Consider the following 14,118-nt stretch of genomic DNA (forward strand, 5'->3'; position numbering starts at 1 on the left):
GTGAATACGATATGAATGGCCGACAGTTGAGCAAAGCGGATGGTTCTGTGACTGGAGTGATGATGCTGGTGGTTGGTAGTGGTGACCGGCATGGATGCCACCGGGGGGGCACATACCCTTAAAATCTAATCTACCGCCGCTGTCAGGTTATCTGTTGGTTCAAATACAATTGTCGGGGGGGACGGTACCGGAATATGGGTCGGGCGGAGGGTCGGCTCAAAGGCGGGAGGTCGGTAGGTTGCTTCGTCTGAGCTCGTAGGGAAGGAGATGCATCCGGCGGTGCAGGAGAGACAGAGGCAGAGGCAGAGGCAGAGGCAGAGGGCAATGGCTGCGATGAGGGTGGGTCGCAGTGAGTAAATGGGTGGCTCTGATGCTGCCATGGGTTATAATCGGGTTTAAGGGGGGGGTGGTGAATTAATGGGTGTTGGTGAGTGTTCTTTCCCTCACACGACCGGCTTCTTCTCCACCACCTCAACCAGCTCGTAGTGCAGGTTTGACGCATCGGCCGGCGGGTTTTCAATCTCTGTCACACTCACCTGGAGTGTCCACAGGTATCCTTCCTCATATGTGAACCCCCCCTCGATCTGGTCGTAGAAGAGTTCCCAGCCGCCGTCCTCTGCGGGCGGCATCTCGCGGATGAGCATACACTGCTGCGGGCCGACGCCGGTGCAGTCCTCCAGGGTGGGTGCAACCTGGATGGTGATTGTTGTCTCATCTTCGGTAGTGTTCTGGTATCCCTGGTATGGATTTTCTGTGACGGTGTCCAACAGCATCGTACCCCCCCTACAACAATTAGAATCACCACAGCTCCGCCGATGAGATATGGCCAGCCGCGTTTCTCCCAAAATTTACATCTCATGCAAGTTCTCCCTTCATCACGGTTATCGCATCCCCCGGTGAGAATCACCCGGTTTTCTGCACCATCTTCTCTGCCTCCCACGATCTCAACCACCAGTTCTCCGCCGCGGCGGGATGCCTGGAAGGCGTGGAACCGGTTTCGACCGGTCAGGTGCTGCCAGTACGGGCCAAGCACACAGTGGGCAGAGCCTGTCACCGGGTCTTCGGGGATACCGATCTTTGGGGCAAAAAAACGGGATACGATGTCGTAGCGCCCGCCGTCAGCAGCACCGGTGAGGATGATACCTCGTGGGGGCAGGGCGGCAATCGCTGCCATGTCCGGATCTGCGGCTTCGACCAACATCGCACCGCCGGTCCGCACCAGCCAGTCCGTTGATGATATACAGAAGTCCTCCACCGGTGCCCCCCGATGGCTTTCTCCAGCCCGTCCGGGATGGGTGCGGGTGTGGCCGGCAGGGCCGGAAACGTCAGTCTGACGGAACCTGTGGATCTGTTCCCCTTCTCTCCCGGCGTAGACGGTTCTGCTGCAGCCATGAGCAGTCCCCCCCCGCGTGAAAAGAACAGAATCTCCCTGCCTGCCTCTTCCTCTCCTTCCTGCACCAGCACGTGGGCGGCGGCACAGGTGGCATGCCCGCATAGGTTCACCTCCACATGGGGGGGGTGAACCACCGGATATCCCAGCCCGTCTCTTTGCGGGAAAGAAAGGCCGTCTCTGAGAGATTCATCTCGCGGGCGACATCCTGCATCCATGCCTCTGTCACCGGATGGCCAAGGATACAGACTCCCGCCGGGTTGCCGGCGAAGGTCGGGGAGGTGTATGCATCCACGATGAAATATCTGCCTGCCATAGGGCGTAGTATGGCCTGATCGGGTAAATATGTGCCGCGGCAAAATGGGACGTTCTCTCTCTGAATGTTCGGGTCGCTCCCGGATGTCAAAGAGATGGAATGAAAGACACGGTAAAAAAAGGTGAAATCGTGGTTATTCAGGCATACCGACGGAGTAATTCTGTTACCTTTCTGACCGCCTCTCCGTCCTTTCGTACTTCCGCAAGATAGGCGTTGAATATCTGGTCGGTCACCACGTGCAGGCCCGGCTTAAACAGGTCCGCATGCATCCGGAGGTCAAATGACCGTGCCTCGCTTCCGTCAGGTGCAGAGATCTGTACTCCCCGGTATGTGGGGGGGCAAAGGCAGGGTTGTCTGCGTCAGGTGTACGCAGGGCAAGATCTGCAAGCGGGGTGCCGGGAATCGGTTCTGCCGTGGAGATGAAGACATCGTCAAGGGCATATTGTGTGATGAAGTCTTTGGTCTCCTCATACTCTGCTTCAGTCTCGGTGGGATATCCCACAATAAAACTGCCCGCGACACGCAGCCCGTGGGCCCGGCAGGCATCAATGGCTTCACCGCCCTGTGCCGCTGTCGCCCCCCCTTTCCCATCAGGCGCAGCACCCGGTCGCTGCCCGACTCCAGACCGAAGAAAACCCAGCCGATGGTGTAGTCACGGATGGCATCAAGGACGGTGTCAGAGATACAGTCCACCCGGATGTCAGGGGGGGATGAGACGTTCTTCGGCCCATGATCTCCGCCATCCCCCGCAGGAGTTCGGCAAAGGCCTCGTCATTGAGTTTTCCGTCTGCATAACCATACAGGGACCCGGTCCCGCCGGAGACTGAGAGCCGTGTTGCACCGGCATCTTTGAATGCCTGCACCTCTGCGAGGATCTCGTCCAGAGGGCGGGAGCGGATATCACGCCCGAAGAAGCGAGGCACCTGGCAGAAGGTGCAGGCACCAATACAACCCCGTTGTGTCTCGATATAGGCTGATGCCCCCCCCGGACGTCCTGCATGGCGATATCCGCAGGAATGAAGGCAGCGGACGGGACACCGGGCAGGGCGATGCCGGGCCGGTGGAGATGATGCCGTCCGGGCCCGTGAAGGCAATCCCCCCCGGTACTGATTCTGAGATTCCGTCCCGCAGGAGGGCGAGTGCCCCCTGCCTCTCCCTCACCGCAGATGACCGCGTCCGGTGCCAGTTCGCCAAGCACCATCTCCGGCACGGCAGAGACTGGTCCTCCGACATAGACCCGGCCTCCCGTCTCCCGGTATTTGGCAATAAATGATTTGAGTGCCTCGTCCATCAGGTTCTGTGTGGAATACAAACTCAGAAACACCGTCTCTCCCGCGGGTGCCTCCAGCGTGCGGGTGAGTGTCACCGCATATCCTGCATCACGGACGATGCCTGCAATGACCATTGCACCATACGTGTACATTCCCGGGGGGGTGATGACGAAGACCTTCATTACCCCTACTCTTGTTCTCGGTATGATATTAACGATACAGATTCGGATGTCTGAAAAAAAGAAGGGATTATTCCCTGCGTGCGGCAAGGATGACTGCACAGGCACCGAGGGCACCGATCACCGCAAGCACGGGTGCCGGACTCTGGGTGGCGGTGTGTGTCGGGGGGGCAAGGCTTGCCGAGACCGTGGATGTCGCGCCGCTGTTCACCTGGGTCACTTCGGACCAGGTGGTGTAGCCGGAGAGTTCAAGGGTGACCGTGTAACTGCCAGGGATCAGGTCACTGAGGGTCACCGGGGGGGTGATGCCCTTGTTCACGTTGTTCAGGAAGACCGTGGCACCGGTCGGTGATGACGATATATCGAGAGTTCCCTTTGCAGACGGACCGCCGCCAAGGTTGGCGTTCACCGTTGTGGTCTGCCCGGAGTTGACGGTCACCGTCGAGACGGAGTCATCGTACCCTGCGAGGGTGACTTTCACCGAGTGGCTGCCTGCTGCAATGTTGTTTGCAAGGAGGGCACGACCGGGTTGGTGGTGCCGTAGTAGACATTGTCAATATAGACGGAGGCATAGGATGGGTTTGATGAGACCGAGATGGCACCGGTGGTGGACTGTGGGTCTGCGGTGAGTGTTGCCGTCACATAGGTCACCTGGTTTGCATGGATCTGGATGGAGTTTGCCCATTCCTGGTATCCGGGCATGGTGATCTCAAGGGTGTGGTATCCCTTGGAGATGCCTCCAATGGTCCGTGGGGGGGCGGTGCCCTTGTATGAACCGTCCAGGTAGATGTTTGCATTGGACGGGGTGCTGGAAACGGAGAGTGTACCATAGCTCACCTCTGCTGTCAGGACCGCATAGGTGGTCTGGGTCTGTCCGGCAACGATGTTGATCGTGTCCCGGTAGTCCTTGTAGCCTGAATAGGTAAGTCTCAGGTCATTGTTTCCGGCAGGGAGGTTTGAGACCGTGTGCGGGGGTCGTACCATAGTAGACACTGTTCACATAGACTGCTGCACCGGATGGGGGTGGAACTGATCTTGATGTTTCCGGTGGTGGGTGTTATAGGATTTAAGGTCAGATAGACAGAGCGGTGTTCTCCTGCACCCGGGGGTTGCGGGAAGGGATGTGGACGCAGAGGTGAATCCGCTTTTTTCTGCTCTCACTGTGCGATACGGTGTTGCAGTGGAATACACTCCGACACTCAGGACGCCGCCAGTGGTTATTCCCTTGTATTCTCCGTCAAAATAGATGGAACACCCATCCACATTGGTGTAGATGTCATACCATCCCTCGCCCCCGCCAACGGAGCAATGCCAATGTCCTGGGTGGCCCCCCCGGGCAAAGTGGTCTCGGCCAGTGCAGCAGGTGCTGCAGCGGCGAGTATGAGCATGCTCATGATGAGCACGTAGAATTTTCGTACCATGATGATCTGTGAACGATTATTTTGACGGATATAAATAATCTGCTGTTTTCAGCCCGGATTTGATGAACAATTCCTCAGTTTTGGGGGGGGAATTGTACTGATTTCAGGGGGGGCAGTAACTGCCCAAAGAAAAATATGTATTCAGTCTCTCCTGCGCTCCTGTCTGCAGAGAAAGACACTGCCCAGTATGATGAGTGCACCGGCAGGCAGCAGAGGGGGGAGGAGGGTGACTGTGTGGGGGGGACTGGTGAGAGACGTGCCGAAACGTATGAGGTGGATCCTGCCTGCACCTCAGTAACGGATGACCACTCCGTATATCCTGCAAGTCGGACGGTGACGGTATACGAACCGGGCGCCACCTTGTCTGAGGTGACCGGGGGGGTGATGCCTGACTTTGCATTATTGACATACACCTCTGCCCCCGTTGGAGAAGAGGTGACCGAGAGTGAGCCATATCCCTCGCCGGAGGGGGGGTGAGTTCGGCGTTTACTGTTGTGGTCTTCCCGGAGTTGACAGTGACCGTTGATACCGAGTCTGTGTAGCCGGAGAGGCGGACCATGATGGTATGGCTGCCCGCACTGACTGCACTGATAATGAACGGTCTGCCGGGTGATGTCTGGCCTTCATAGGTGCCGTCCAGATAGACGGCGGCATAGGACGGGTTTGATGTGACAGAGATGGCACCTGTGGTCGGTGACTGCACCGGCACCAGTGTCCGGGAAACAGAGGTGACCTGGCCCGGATGGATGCGTACTGACCCGGTCCAGTCCTGGTAGCCGGGTTTTGTGAGTTCGACAAAGTATGAACGTGCGATGAGGCCGCCTATCGTCTGGGTGGTTGTGCCGCGGAAACTGCCGTCCAGATAGAAGTTGGCACCGGATGGTGAACTGGAAACGGAGATCGTGCCGTATGAGGTGGACGGGACAAGGGATGCACTCACGGTCGTCGTCTGGCCGCCGTAGACATAGACTGATCGGTGTAGCTGTTATATCCGCTGTGCTCCAGCCGGAGTGTGTACTGATTATGGGTGAGGCTGATCTGCTGCGGGGTGAGACCCCCCCGGTAGGTATTATCGACATAGATGGCGGCCCCCCCGGTGGGGGACGAGGTGACCGAGAGCGTGCCGTAGGACGGAGCAAGGGATGTCAGGGTGAGGCTGACCGAGTAGATGCCTCCCGGTGAGGCGGTCGGGAGGTTTGCATAAGCATTGCTATACCCGGCACGGGATGCCACTGCCTGGGTGTATGGGGGGGGCGGGCGTGTTGACCGTCACCTGGAGGTATCCGGCAGATGTCCGGCCCATATAGACGCCGTTAAAGGAGATGTCCGCCGCATCCACATTGGTGTAGATATCATAGTGGGCAATGCCTGCGATCGGCTGTTCCGGGGGGGTTGTGGCTCCTGCCGGGAAGACTATCCCTGCAACAAGCGTGCAGGCCATGAGAAAAAGTGCAAACCATTTCATTTGGATCGACACCCCCTATTCGGAAAATGGTATTTAAATATATGGCATGGCTGCTCATTGCAGGGCAGTCTTCTCCACTATACGCATATACCGGTTGAGTGCGGCCATACCCGCGGCAAGGATACCTGTCATCACTGCGAGCACGATCCAGTGTTCACTCCCTGCAGCGCCGATGGAGAGGAGAACTATCAGGTTTGCGGGGTTTGCGGGCAGGGAAAGAACACCTATCAGCACCACCACGAGGGCTGTCGAAAAGATAAACTGGGCGCTTGTCCGTTCCCGGTAGTGGAGGGCCACGAAGGCAGAGAGGAGGATCATGAGCAGTGACGCCACGCTCACGTGCAGGAGTATCGGCACAATACCTGATACATGGATGCCGTTTACCACCATCAGACCGATCCAGACCGCTGCCTGCACCGGTACAATCACAAAGCAGGCAGAGACTTTGCCCCATACCATCTCGGCGAAGGTGATGGGGGGGTGGAGATGAGTGTCTCGACGGTGTTGTGCTGGAACTCCTCGGTGATCATGTCGATGATCAGTGCTGCAGAGATGATCGCGGGCATGAAGATAAGGAGCGGGATGAGGAGACCATAGACAAATTCATAGAAGTTTGTGCCCGGCACCTCCGGCGGCAGGTTCACCACGATGGGATCAGATGAGATGCGGTCCGCACGGATGCCACGCAGGCTGTCTTCGTATTCAACAAAGACATTTCTCAGTTTGCTGTTCACAACCGATGACTGGATGTCGTTTTTGATGGTATACAGTGTTATTTTAACGGGGTCATCTGCATCCGGTGCTGTATCCGGTACCCAGACCACTGCACTGAGTTTGCGTTCCTCAAGAGCGGTGACCGCGGTCCAGAGGTCCATCTCATAGACGACAAAGTCGCCGCTCTCCCGTAGCAGTTCCTCCAGCGGAGAGGGGGGGGATCCGGTGTAGGCGACCGGGTACTGCTGGTGTGAGTATGCAGAGAGGGCATCCGGGTCATACATCGCGGCGAGACCGACGATGAGAAACGACGAGAACATCGCAATAAAGAGTTGCAGGAGAATTGCGAGGATGATCGTCTTCTCGGCATTGATGGCCCTCAGCTCCTTTTTTGTGATGACGTATACATGTCTCAGGTCCATTCTCAGATGCCTCCTGCGATAAAGTAGAGATTATATGCCCCCCCGTGGACAAGGGACGCGATGGCGAGTGCGATTGGGTAGCATCTCTTCCCGAAGATTTTCAGGAGAGAGATGGTGATGAAGCGCCGGTGAAGTGCAGGGTCAGGGGCAGCCAGAGTACCTGCAGGCTGGTGAAGAGGGCGGCGCCGAAGATAGACTCGGAGATCTGGGCGAGGGTGGCAAAGAGAAGAAGTTTCTCACCCAGGAGGAACCCCCCGCCATCACCGCCAGAGAGGCGAGGATGACATTTCTCCACGTGAGAACGCGGGCCGTTCCACGGCAATTGCATAGATGGCAATCGATTTTGCCCACTCCTCGATGAACGCCGCTGCAAAGATGAGCACCACAAGGGAGAACGGCATTGGGAGGTTGAAGAGGAGTACCAGGAGCATCAGCTGCGCCATCAGAACAAAGGGGGGGATGGAGAAGAGGGTGATCCCGAAGAGTGAGGCAAACGGGTGTTTCTCTGAGACCGCGCTCCCGATGTACTCCCGCACCTTGGCCCGCAGGGGGGGGTGGAGGGTGAAGAGGCGTTCCTCGTTGAAGTTGACGATGCATATGGCAAAGAGAATCCCTGCCGTCACCCAGAACAGGAAGGTGGAGTAGAAGTAATCAGCGAGCGTGAAGGGGGGGTGCCTTCAATTGCATAGATGATGAGGGTCAGGGGGGGAGATGAGGGATATGACGTGGATGTTTGCAAAGATGCTCGGGAAGAAGAGGTAGGATGTCGCGATGGTCGAGAAGAAGATGGAGATGAAGGAGAGCTCCTTGAAACTCCGTGCGGCCATCCCGATGAGGAGTGCTGCAGCAAGGAAGAAGAGGATGACCGGGAAGACGGCGGCAAGGACGACTGCCGTCTCGCCGGTGGTAAGGGAGAGTATGGCGGTTACTGCAATCATCACCACCAGATAGGGCAGCATCTTTCCGATGACAATGGCTGATGGCCGAAGGGGGCTTGAGAGGAGAACCTCACCTCTGCGTTCTATCCGTTCGTTCATCACCGACATCATGTAGAACTGGGAGGTGAAGTAGAGGGGGAAGATGAAGACAAAGACCAGCACAATCGCGTCGAAAGGCAGGGGCGGAGTGAGCTGGGACGGGGTTTTGAAGTCGCCCAGTGCCCCGCCCCCTGCAACCACGTCGGTGTAGCGTGCAACCGTGCTGTCTTCGTCTTCTGATCCGACCAGTTCTGCCCTGAGCTCCTCCTTGGTATATCCGATCTCCGCTGACGGTTTGTCAACGGGTTGTACCGGCCGGTCAGGAACCGGATTCGCATAGGGGGGGTTGGGGGGGGCACCGGATACGCCGGTGCCCGTCTCGGTGGCCGTGAAATCCAGTTCGCTCCTGACATACTGTATATCGATCCAGAGGGGGGGTATGCGGCAAAGAGGTCATTCTCACGGTTATACTGTGCCGTTTGGTAGCGGTTATAATCGGTCTGGAAGGCCTTCAGGGCGGCCTTCCCCCGGTCAGTATCCACCGCCCGGACATCCGGCGGGGCGATGGTCAGGTCCGTTCCCCCCCTGTTGTCCCCCCCGGTATACTGTGAATCGTGGGTCACCAAGGATGATTGTGCCGGTCTCCGCTGAGTCGACGCCTGCCGTGTACATCCGGTCCTGCAGGTGAATCCCGCTCTCCTGTGTGTAGCCGGTGACAATGATAAGAAGGATGAAGAGTGCCACTGCTACCGGGATGACCTCGCGCGGCATGGTGGTCGCAGACCGGCGTATCTCCCATCTGCTCATGGTCAGTATCTGGCGCAGCGGTGACAGCATTACTGTGCTGAGGTGGCAGTCAATCCTATTTTAAGTATTGACATTTGCTGTGGGAGATCTCTCACCGATGACCCGTTACCGGTAAGAAATCCGTCTGATATGGGGATATGCCGCAGGATAACTGATCCCGAACCTGAGGCTTAAATCATATAACTGCCAAGCACTCTGTCAGTGGTGTTCGCAGATGATTGATGCACGGAGGCTGGTAAAGGATTATGGTACGTTCCGGGCACTGGATGAGGTGAGTTTCTCCTTTGAGGATCCCGGTATCTTCGGGATCATCGGGCACAATGGTGCCGGAAAGACGACACTTCTGAAGTGTATGGCCGGTCTGATTCAGCCGACTGCAGGCGATCTCATCATCGAAGGCATCGATGTCAGGCGCAACCCTGCACGTCTGAAAGAGATACTGGGGGGGTATCTTCCGGAGGAGTCCCGCCTGTATGAGACAATGACCGTGGAGAGTTATCTCAGATTTTTGGGGATATTTATGGCATCCCTGCAGACGAATGCCGAATCCGGAGTGGGGAGCTGCTCGAATCACTTAAACTGGATCCACAGGGGGAAACGTATTGGTGAACTTTCGAAAGGGATGAGGCGCAAGGTGGCAATTGCCCGTTCTCTGCTGCACAAGCCTTCTCTTCTCATTTATGATGAGCCGACTTCCGGTCTGGACCCGATGACCTCGCGCTACATCATCAGCTACCTCGCGCACCTGCGTGACACCTGGCAGAAGACCATCCTGCTTTCCGCTCATAATCTCTATCAGGTTGAGGAAATATGCGACCGCGTACTCATCCTGCGGCAGGGAAAGGTCGCTGCTTCGGGACGATGGAAGAGCTCAGGGAACAGTTTGGCTCCCTGTCATACCATATCCGGTTTGTCACAGCTGATATTGCTGCCCTTCCATCTTCACTCGATTTTGAAGAGGAAAGCGGGGAGTATGTGACCGTTGCTGAGAGCATGTCTGACCTCAATTCTGTGACTGCGGCGGTAGCCTCTGCCGGGGGTGCCGTTCGGCGTATTGATTCGCGCTACCCCCCCAGTCTTGAGGAGATGCTGCTCATGATCGGGAAGTAAGGTGTGGTGCCCTCCCCCCCCTGTCGGGAGTGTGTGTCACGCAGAAATGAATCAGAATGATCTGATCTCGAAAATCATCTTTATTCAGTTAGAATCTCAAAAGAAGTTTTTAGCGGGCCTGAAGGGATTTGAACCCCCCCTGACCGCCGGATTAAGAGTCCGGCGCTCTTCCTGACTAAGCTACAGGCCCCCCCTGTGTTGTGGACAACTAATGTTGTAAGTTCTAAACGATATACTTTTCGGACATCCTTATTATTCTCATAAAAACAGAAACTTGTGGTATCATGCCGGAGAATCATCCTAACGGAACTCAGTCGGCGTCATCGGTGGATTATCTGATACTCGGATGCGGCAGTATTGGCTACAATGTGCTCTACGAAATTCTCAAGGAGACCGATGATATCATCATCATCGATCAGGACGAGAAAAAGGTGCAGGATCTCCGTGACCAGAAATATGAGGCTTTCTGCAGGGATATCAGCGATACGGGTATGCTGAAAGATATTCCGGTTCCAAAAGTGGCATTTGTCCTCTCCAGTGAGCAGAAGGCAAATCTCTCCGCGGTGCGGACAATAAAGGAAGAAAATCCCGCGGCCTATATCATTGCACGTGCAGTGGATGCCGGGGGGAAAGATATCTATCATGCAGTGGGCGCCGATGTAGTGTTGCATCCGCAGGAGGTATTTGCTAAAAAGGCCGTGCACCACGCACGCAAACTTCAGTCCTCACGGCAGGCGCACAGACTCTTTGATCTGCTCTCCTCATGGCGGGGTACGCTGGGCATTGTGACACATACAAACCCGGACCCTGACACCATATCCAGTGCGATGGCTCTCTGTGCTCTCGGACGTGCGGCATCCAAAGGAAATCTCGAATGCCGGATTCTCTATGACGGGAAGATTGGTCATCAGGAGAACCGTGCCTTTGTGAACCTGCTGGATATCCAGATGGACCGTATATCGCCGGAAGCACGTGCTGAATGTAATTACCTCGCGATCGTCGATTCTCCGGGTCCGGGAATCAACAATGCACTCTCAAAGGATGATCGGGTCAATATCGTCATTGACCATCATCCGAACGATGATGCCAAAAACGGGTATGATTTCCTCGACCGTCGGCCGGATATGGGCGCGACGGCGAGCCTGATGACCCAGTATATGCAGGAACTGGATATTCCGGTGGATAAAAACGTCGCAACCGCCCTTTTTTATGGCATCATGGCTGATACGCGGGGGGGTTTCCGGCGCAATACCTCTCCTCTTGACCTCAATCTTTCTGCCTTCCTTCTGCCTTGACGGATGCAGATCTTCTGGCAAAGATCACCTCCCAGTCGGTATCTCAGGAGACCCTTGAGGTGATGGGTGCGGCAATCCGGAACCGGAAGATTGTCTCCGGTTATCTCTTCTCCAATGTCGGCTACGTGCGCAACCGTGATGCCATTCCCCCCCAAGCGGCAGATATGCTCATTCAGCTGGAAGGGGTCAACACTGCGGTGGTCTATGGCATCACGGATCAGCTGATCTCCTTTTCCTCCCGCAACAAGGACCTGCGCCTCAATATCGGCCAGGCGATGGAGGAGGCCTTTGGTGAGATCGGCGAGGCGGGCGGGCATTCCGGTATGGGTGCTGCCAATATCCCCCCCCTGAGCGTTTTTTCCATGGCACGCAACAAGGATGACCTGCTGGACCTCATCATTGACCCAATCCTTCACCGTTTTATGGAGATTGTCGGTGTGGAGGAAGAGGAACCCAATGAGGTTTGAGGACTGGGAACCCCCCCACTACCTTGCGATATGCGAGACGTTTGGTTTTGACCCGGAAGACGATGAAACGGCAGCCCGCCTGCTAGCCACCCTCTCGTCTGCGGATGATTCAGTGATGCTTGCAAAACGCATCAACGGAGAAACGGTCACGGTCTGTGGCAATGCTCCCTCACTTCTCAGTGAAGTGGATACTATCGAAGGGACGGTTCTTGCGGCAGATGCCGCGGCAGATGTCCTCTTTAACACAGGTATCCTTCCGGATGCCGTCTTTACCGATCTGGATGGAGCGGAGGACTCATTTTTTGAGATGAACCGACAGGGATCGGTAATGGTGGTGCACGGTCACGGGGACAATGTGCCGCTTCTCCGACACTGGGTGCCGCGCTTTGAGGGGCCGCTCGTTCTTTCCTGTCAGACCCGACCGTTCGGGCATCTGCATAACTGGGGCGGATTTACCGACGGTGACCGCGCCGCCTTTGCGGCGGATGCCCTCGGGGCAGCAGAGGTGCGGTTTGTCGGATTTGACCTTGACGACCGGTCCGTGCCACCGATGAAACGGGGGGGAAAACTTCTCTGGGCACGCGATCTGCTCTCTCTCATCGGCCATGACCTCTGACACACCGGAAGCCTGGATTGTGGACGGTTATGTCGACGAACCGGCATGCCTGGGTGTCTCGCCCTACATCTCCCCGAATATCCGGGCGGCGGCAGGTGTCTGCACTGAAGCCGGATATCGCGTCCGCTACCTGACCATCGATCAGCTGAGGGTGGATTCATCCTGTTTGCACCGCTGGACCGGGCGGCTCTTGTGGTGATGATTGCGGGGGGGGTCACCGTGCCGGGCACCTATTTTGCCGGCACACCTGCCACCCTGACCGAGATTCGGCAGGTGGCAGCCACCCTCAGGGGGCCGGTGACCGTTCTTGGCGGACCGGTCACCTTTGGCTACAGTCCCGGGGGGGGTGGTGAGGCTGCAGTCAGGCAGGCGATCTCCGGGTTCGACCACCTGCTGGAAGGGGGGGATGTCCCGGCAGCACTTGCCAGCCTGCTTGCTGGGGGGGCAGCCCCCGAGGGTACGCTTTCCTATCCTGACTTCTCGCGCTGGCTCATTGCAGGGAGTGGCATCATCACCGAACATCCCCCCCGGTTTCCGTGGCTTATCTGTGAGATTGAGACCGCCCGTGGCTGTGCACGAGCGGTGACCGGTGGCTGTTCGTTCTGCACCGAACCGTTTTACGGCCAGCCGCAGTATCGTCCGGCAGCGGATGTCCATGCGGAGATTGCCGCCCTTGCCAGACACGGGGCCGTGCACTTTCGTCTCGGGCGCCAGCCGGACATTCTTGCCTACGGGACGAAGGGAGAAAGGGAATATCCTGCCCCCCCTGACGCGACGGCACTTGAGACACTCTTTGCTGGAATCCGGGAGGTGGCACCCAACCTCAAGACCCTGCATATCGACAATGTCAACCCCCGGCACCATCGCCCGCAACCCGGACGCTGCCCGTGAGGCTCTTGGGGGGGTCATTGTTCGCTACCATACTGCAGGGGGGGACGTCGCCGCCTTTGGCATGGAGACGGCAGATCCCGCGGTGGTTGCCGCAAACAACCTCAAGGCCGATGCCGCGATGGTGATGGATGCCATCCGCATCGTAAACGAGGTGGGGGGGGTGTCCGGGACAGGGGCGTTCCTCATCTGTTGCCGGGCCTGAACTTTGTCTGTGGCCTTGCCGGTGAGACCGAAGCTACGTATGATAAAAACGAGGCATTCCTCACGGGTCTTCTGGCATCCGGTCTCCTGGTGCGCCGGGTCAATATCCGTCAGCTGATGCCCTTTGAGGGCACGCGGGCATGGGAAGAGAATACCCTGGGTGAGCATGATGCCCGTTTCCGCACCTTCCGCGAGCATGTGCGCCAGACGTTTGACATCCCGATGCTGCAGCAGGTCTTTCCGGCAGGCACGCTGCTGCGCGACATCTATGTGGAACAGTGCGGTCGGGTCTCCTTTGGACGGCAGATGGGTTCATATCCCATTCTCACCGGTATGCCCGGAGATATTCCCGAGACGGTGCTTGATGCCGTTGTCTGCGATCACGGGCGGCGCTCGGTCACCGCCATGCCGGTTCCCATCAATATCAACACCCTTCCTGCGTCAGCCCTCCGGTATATTCCGGGCATTGGAAAGAAACGGGCCGTCTCTCTCATCGCAAAGCGGCCGTTTGCGTCCCTCAATGCATTCCGGGAGATTGCAGGAGAGACGCCGCTTGATCCGTATCTTTCGTTCTGA

The 14,118-nt window shown here is 57.1% G+C and carries 23 protein-coding genes, 1 tRNA gene and 2 pseudogenes; 6 read left to right on the plus strand and 20 right to left on the minus strand.

Annotated elements, in window-relative coordinates:
- Window positions 1-125 precede the first annotated feature (125 nt).
- The 7 genes from JCM10550_RS00700 to JCM10550_RS21205 form a co-directional block, all read right to left on the minus strand.
- The gene (locus tag JCM10550_RS00700) at window positions 126-380 is read right to left on the minus strand and encodes a hypothetical protein (RefSeq protein WP_062396294.1); all 255 of its coding nucleotides are present in this window, start codon (window positions 378-380) and stop codon (window positions 126-128) included.
- Between the two features lie 63 nt (window positions 381-443).
- Window positions 444-773, minus strand: a complete 330-nt coding sequence (locus JCM10550_RS00705; protein ID WP_062396295.1) for a DUF4377 domain-containing protein — start codon at window positions 771-773, stop codon at window positions 444-446.
- Window positions 774-1,050: 277 nt separating this feature from the next.
- Window positions 1,051-1,527 carry a PhzF family phenazine biosynthesis protein gene (locus JCM10550_RS00710; RefSeq protein WP_218185080.1) on the minus strand — a complete coding sequence of 159 codons (477 nt, stop codon included), beginning with the start codon at window positions 1,525-1,527 and terminating at the stop codon, window positions 1,051-1,053.
- Window positions 1,500-1,685, minus strand: a complete 186-nt coding sequence (locus JCM10550_RS00715) for a PhzF family phenazine biosynthesis protein (RefSeq protein WP_172673722.1) — start codon at window positions 1,683-1,685, stop codon at window positions 1,500-1,502. The genes JCM10550_RS00710 and JCM10550_RS00715 overlap by 28 nt, the downstream gene beginning before the upstream one ends.
- Window positions 1,686-1,843: 158 nt before the next feature.
- On the minus strand, window positions 1,844-1,975 hold the full coding sequence (locus tag JCM10550_RS24040; protein ID WP_281175221.1) for a hypothetical protein: 132 nt from the start codon (window positions 1,973-1,975) through the stop codon (window positions 1,844-1,846).
- 31 nt (window positions 1,976-2,006) lie between these two features.
- Entirely contained in the window at window positions 2,007-2,399 is a 393-nt protein-coding gene (locus JCM10550_RS21200; RefSeq protein WP_245618626.1) for a hypothetical protein, read from the minus strand.
- Entirely contained in the window at window positions 2,297-2,629 is a 333-nt protein-coding gene (locus tag JCM10550_RS21205; RefSeq protein WP_245618552.1) for a hypothetical protein, read from the minus strand. The genes JCM10550_RS21200 and JCM10550_RS21205 overlap by 103 nt, the downstream gene beginning before the upstream one ends.
- A gap of 53 nt (window positions 2,630-2,682) precedes the next feature.
- On the opposite strand from JCM10550_RS21205, the gene JCM10550_RS21210 reads away from it, so the two are divergent.
- The gene (locus tag JCM10550_RS21210) at window positions 2,683-2,979 is read left to right on the plus strand and encodes a hypothetical protein (RefSeq protein WP_245618553.1); all 297 of its coding nucleotides are present in this window, start codon (window positions 2,683-2,685) and stop codon (window positions 2,977-2,979) included.
- Between the two features lie 247 nt (window positions 2,980-3,226).
- On the opposite strand, the gene JCM10550_RS00725 is transcribed toward JCM10550_RS21210, so the two are convergent.
- From JCM10550_RS00725 to JCM10550_RS21235, 12 genes are all read right to left on the minus strand, one after another.
- The gene (locus JCM10550_RS00725) at window positions 3,227-3,637 is read right to left on the minus strand and encodes a PEGA domain-containing protein (RefSeq protein WP_062396301.1); all 411 of its coding nucleotides are present in this window, start codon (window positions 3,635-3,637) and stop codon (window positions 3,227-3,229) included.
- Window positions 3,634-4,140, minus strand: a complete 507-nt coding sequence (locus tag JCM10550_RS00730) for a PEGA domain-containing protein (protein WP_062396302.1) — start codon at window positions 4,138-4,140, stop codon at window positions 3,634-3,636. Before JCM10550_RS00730 ends, JCM10550_RS00725 begins: the two co-directional genes overlap by 4 nt.
- A 233-nt stretch (window positions 4,141-4,373) precedes the next feature.
- Entirely contained in the window at window positions 4,374-4,577 is a 204-nt protein-coding gene (locus JCM10550_RS17825) for a hypothetical protein (RefSeq protein ID WP_157199792.1), read from the minus strand.
- Window positions 4,578-4,680: 103 nt separating this feature from the next.
- Window positions 4,681-5,517 carry a PEGA domain-containing protein gene (locus JCM10550_RS16580; RefSeq protein WP_083475196.1) on the minus strand — a complete coding sequence of 279 codons (837 nt, stop codon included), beginning with the start codon at window positions 5,515-5,517 and terminating at the stop codon, window positions 4,681-4,683.
- Window positions 5,514-5,810 (minus strand): PEGA domain-containing protein, encoded by a 297-nt coding sequence (locus JCM10550_RS00745; protein ID WP_062396307.1) that lies wholly within the window; start codon window positions 5,808-5,810, stop codon window positions 5,514-5,516. Before JCM10550_RS00745 ends, JCM10550_RS16580 begins: the two co-directional genes overlap by 4 nt.
- Window positions 5,788-6,042 (minus strand): hypothetical protein, encoded by a 255-nt coding sequence (locus tag JCM10550_RS00750; protein WP_062396308.1) that lies wholly within the window; start codon window positions 6,040-6,042, stop codon window positions 5,788-5,790. The genes JCM10550_RS00745 and JCM10550_RS00750 overlap by 23 nt, the downstream gene beginning before the upstream one ends.
- Before the next feature lie 54 nt (window positions 6,043-6,096).
- A complete protein-coding gene (locus tag JCM10550_RS21215; RefSeq protein ID WP_245618554.1) occupies window positions 6,097-6,501 on the minus strand; it encodes a hypothetical protein in 405 nt (134 codons plus the stop codon).
- A complete protein-coding gene (locus tag JCM10550_RS00755) occupies window positions 6,468-7,178 on the minus strand; it encodes an ABC transporter permease (RefSeq protein WP_245618555.1) in 711 nt (236 codons plus the stop codon). The genes JCM10550_RS21215 and JCM10550_RS00755 overlap by 34 nt, the downstream gene beginning before the upstream one ends.
- A gap of 100 nt (window positions 7,179-7,278) precedes the next feature.
- Entirely contained in the window at window positions 7,279-7,473 is a 195-nt protein-coding gene (locus JCM10550_RS21220; RefSeq protein ID WP_245618556.1) for a hypothetical protein, read from the minus strand.
- On the minus strand, window positions 7,439-7,801 hold the full coding sequence (locus tag JCM10550_RS21225) for a hypothetical protein (RefSeq protein WP_245618557.1): 363 nt from the start codon (window positions 7,799-7,801) through the stop codon (window positions 7,439-7,441). Before JCM10550_RS21225 ends, JCM10550_RS21220 begins: the two co-directional genes overlap by 35 nt.
- 54 nt (window positions 7,802-7,855) lie before the next feature.
- Window positions 7,856-8,356 carry an ABC transporter permease gene (locus JCM10550_RS21230; RefSeq protein ID WP_245618558.1) on the minus strand — a complete coding sequence of 167 codons (501 nt, stop codon included), beginning with the start codon at window positions 8,354-8,356 and terminating at the stop codon, window positions 7,856-7,858.
- A gap of 330 nt (window positions 8,357-8,686) precedes the next feature.
- Window positions 8,687-8,992 (minus strand): hypothetical protein, encoded by a 306-nt coding sequence (locus tag JCM10550_RS21235; protein WP_245618559.1) that lies wholly within the window; start codon window positions 8,990-8,992, stop codon window positions 8,687-8,689.
- A gap of 184 nt (window positions 8,993-9,176) precedes the next feature.
- On the opposite strand from JCM10550_RS21235, the gene JCM10550_RS00765 reads away from it, so the two are divergent.
- Both JCM10550_RS00765 and JCM10550_RS24045 read left to right on the plus strand, forming a co-directional pair.
- A complete protein-coding gene (locus JCM10550_RS00765; protein ID WP_245618560.1) occupies window positions 9,177-9,941 on the plus strand; it encodes an ABC transporter ATP-binding protein in 765 nt (254 codons plus the stop codon).
- On the plus strand, window positions 9,938-10,072 hold the full coding sequence (locus JCM10550_RS24045) for a hypothetical protein (protein ID WP_281175196.1): 135 nt from the start codon (window positions 9,938-9,940) through the stop codon (window positions 10,070-10,072). The genes JCM10550_RS00765 and JCM10550_RS24045 overlap by 4 nt, the downstream gene beginning before the upstream one ends.
- A 113-nt stretch (window positions 10,073-10,185) precedes the next feature.
- On the opposite strand, the gene JCM10550_RS00770 is transcribed toward JCM10550_RS24045, so the two are convergent.
- A tRNA-Lys gene (locus JCM10550_RS00770) sits at window positions 10,186-10,262 on the minus strand.
- 94 nt (window positions 10,263-10,356) lie between these two features.
- Between JCM10550_RS00770 and JCM10550_RS00775 the strand changes: the two are divergent.
- The 3 genes and pseudogenes from JCM10550_RS00775 (at window position 10,357) to JCM10550_RS00785 (ending at window position 14,118) form a co-directional block, all read left to right on the plus strand.
- Window positions 10,357-11,834: pseudogene (locus JCM10550_RS00775) on the plus strand (DHH family phosphoesterase).
- The gene (locus JCM10550_RS00780; RefSeq protein ID WP_062396310.1) at window positions 11,824-12,450 is read left to right on the plus strand and encodes a 6-hydroxymethylpterin diphosphokinase MptE-like protein; all 627 of its coding nucleotides are present in this window, start codon (window positions 11,824-11,826) and stop codon (window positions 12,448-12,450) included. The pseudogene JCM10550_RS00775 and the gene JCM10550_RS00780 overlap by 11 nt, the downstream one beginning before the upstream one ends.
- A pseudogene (locus JCM10550_RS00785) lies at window positions 12,440-14,118 on the plus strand (radical SAM protein). The gene JCM10550_RS00780 and the pseudogene JCM10550_RS00785 overlap by 11 nt, the downstream one beginning before the upstream one ends.

Origin of the sequence: Methanogenium cariaci JCM 10550 (genome assembly GCF_001315945.1) — an archaeon.
GTDB classification, from domain to species: Archaea; Halobacteriota; Methanomicrobia; order Methanomicrobiales; family Methanomicrobiaceae; genus Methanogenium; species Methanogenium cariaci.

Coding starts and splice junctions, on each gene's coding strand:
- JCM10550_RS00700 (WP_062396294.1), bottom strand. CDS start 380: ATGGCAGCATCAGAGCCACCCATTTACTCACTGCGACCCACCCTCATC.
- JCM10550_RS00705 (WP_062396295.1), bottom strand. CDS start 773: ATGCTGTTGGACACCGTCACAGAAAATCCATACCAGGGATACCAGAAC.
- JCM10550_RS24040 (WP_281175221.1), bottom strand. CDS start 1,975: ATGCATGCGGACCTGTTTAAGCCGGGCCTGCACGTGGTGACCGACCAG.
- JCM10550_RS21210 (WP_245618553.1), top strand. CDS start 2,683: ATGCCCCCCCCGGACGTCCTGCATGGCGATATCCGCAGGAATGAAGGC.
- JCM10550_RS00730 (WP_062396302.1), bottom strand. CDS start 4,140: ATGGTACGACCCCCGCACACGGTCTCAAACCTCCCTGCCGGAAACAAT.
- JCM10550_RS17825 (WP_157199792.1), bottom strand. CDS start 4,577: ATGGTACGAAAATTCTACGTGCTCATCATGAGCATGCTCATACTCGCC.
- JCM10550_RS00750 (WP_062396308.1), bottom strand. CDS start 6,042: ATGAAATGGTTTGCACTTTTTCTCATGGCCTGCACGCTTGTTGCAGGG.
- JCM10550_RS21215 (WP_245618554.1), bottom strand. CDS start 6,501: ATGGTATGGGGCAAAGTCTCTGCCTGCTTTGTGATTGTACCGGTGCAG.
- JCM10550_RS00755 (WP_245618555.1), bottom strand. CDS start 7,178: ATGGACCTGAGACATGTATACGTCATCACAAAAAAGGAGCTGAGGGCC.
- JCM10550_RS21235 (WP_245618559.1), bottom strand. CDS start 8,992: ATGCTGTCACCGCTGCGCCAGATACTGACCATGAGCAGATGGGAGATA.
- JCM10550_RS00765 (WP_245618560.1), top strand. CDS start 9,177: ATGATTGATGCACGGAGGCTGGTAAAGGATTATGGTACGTTCCGGGCA.
- JCM10550_RS00780 (WP_062396310.1), top strand. CDS start 11,824: ATGAGGTTTGAGGACTGGGAACCCCCCCACTACCTTGCGATATGCGAG.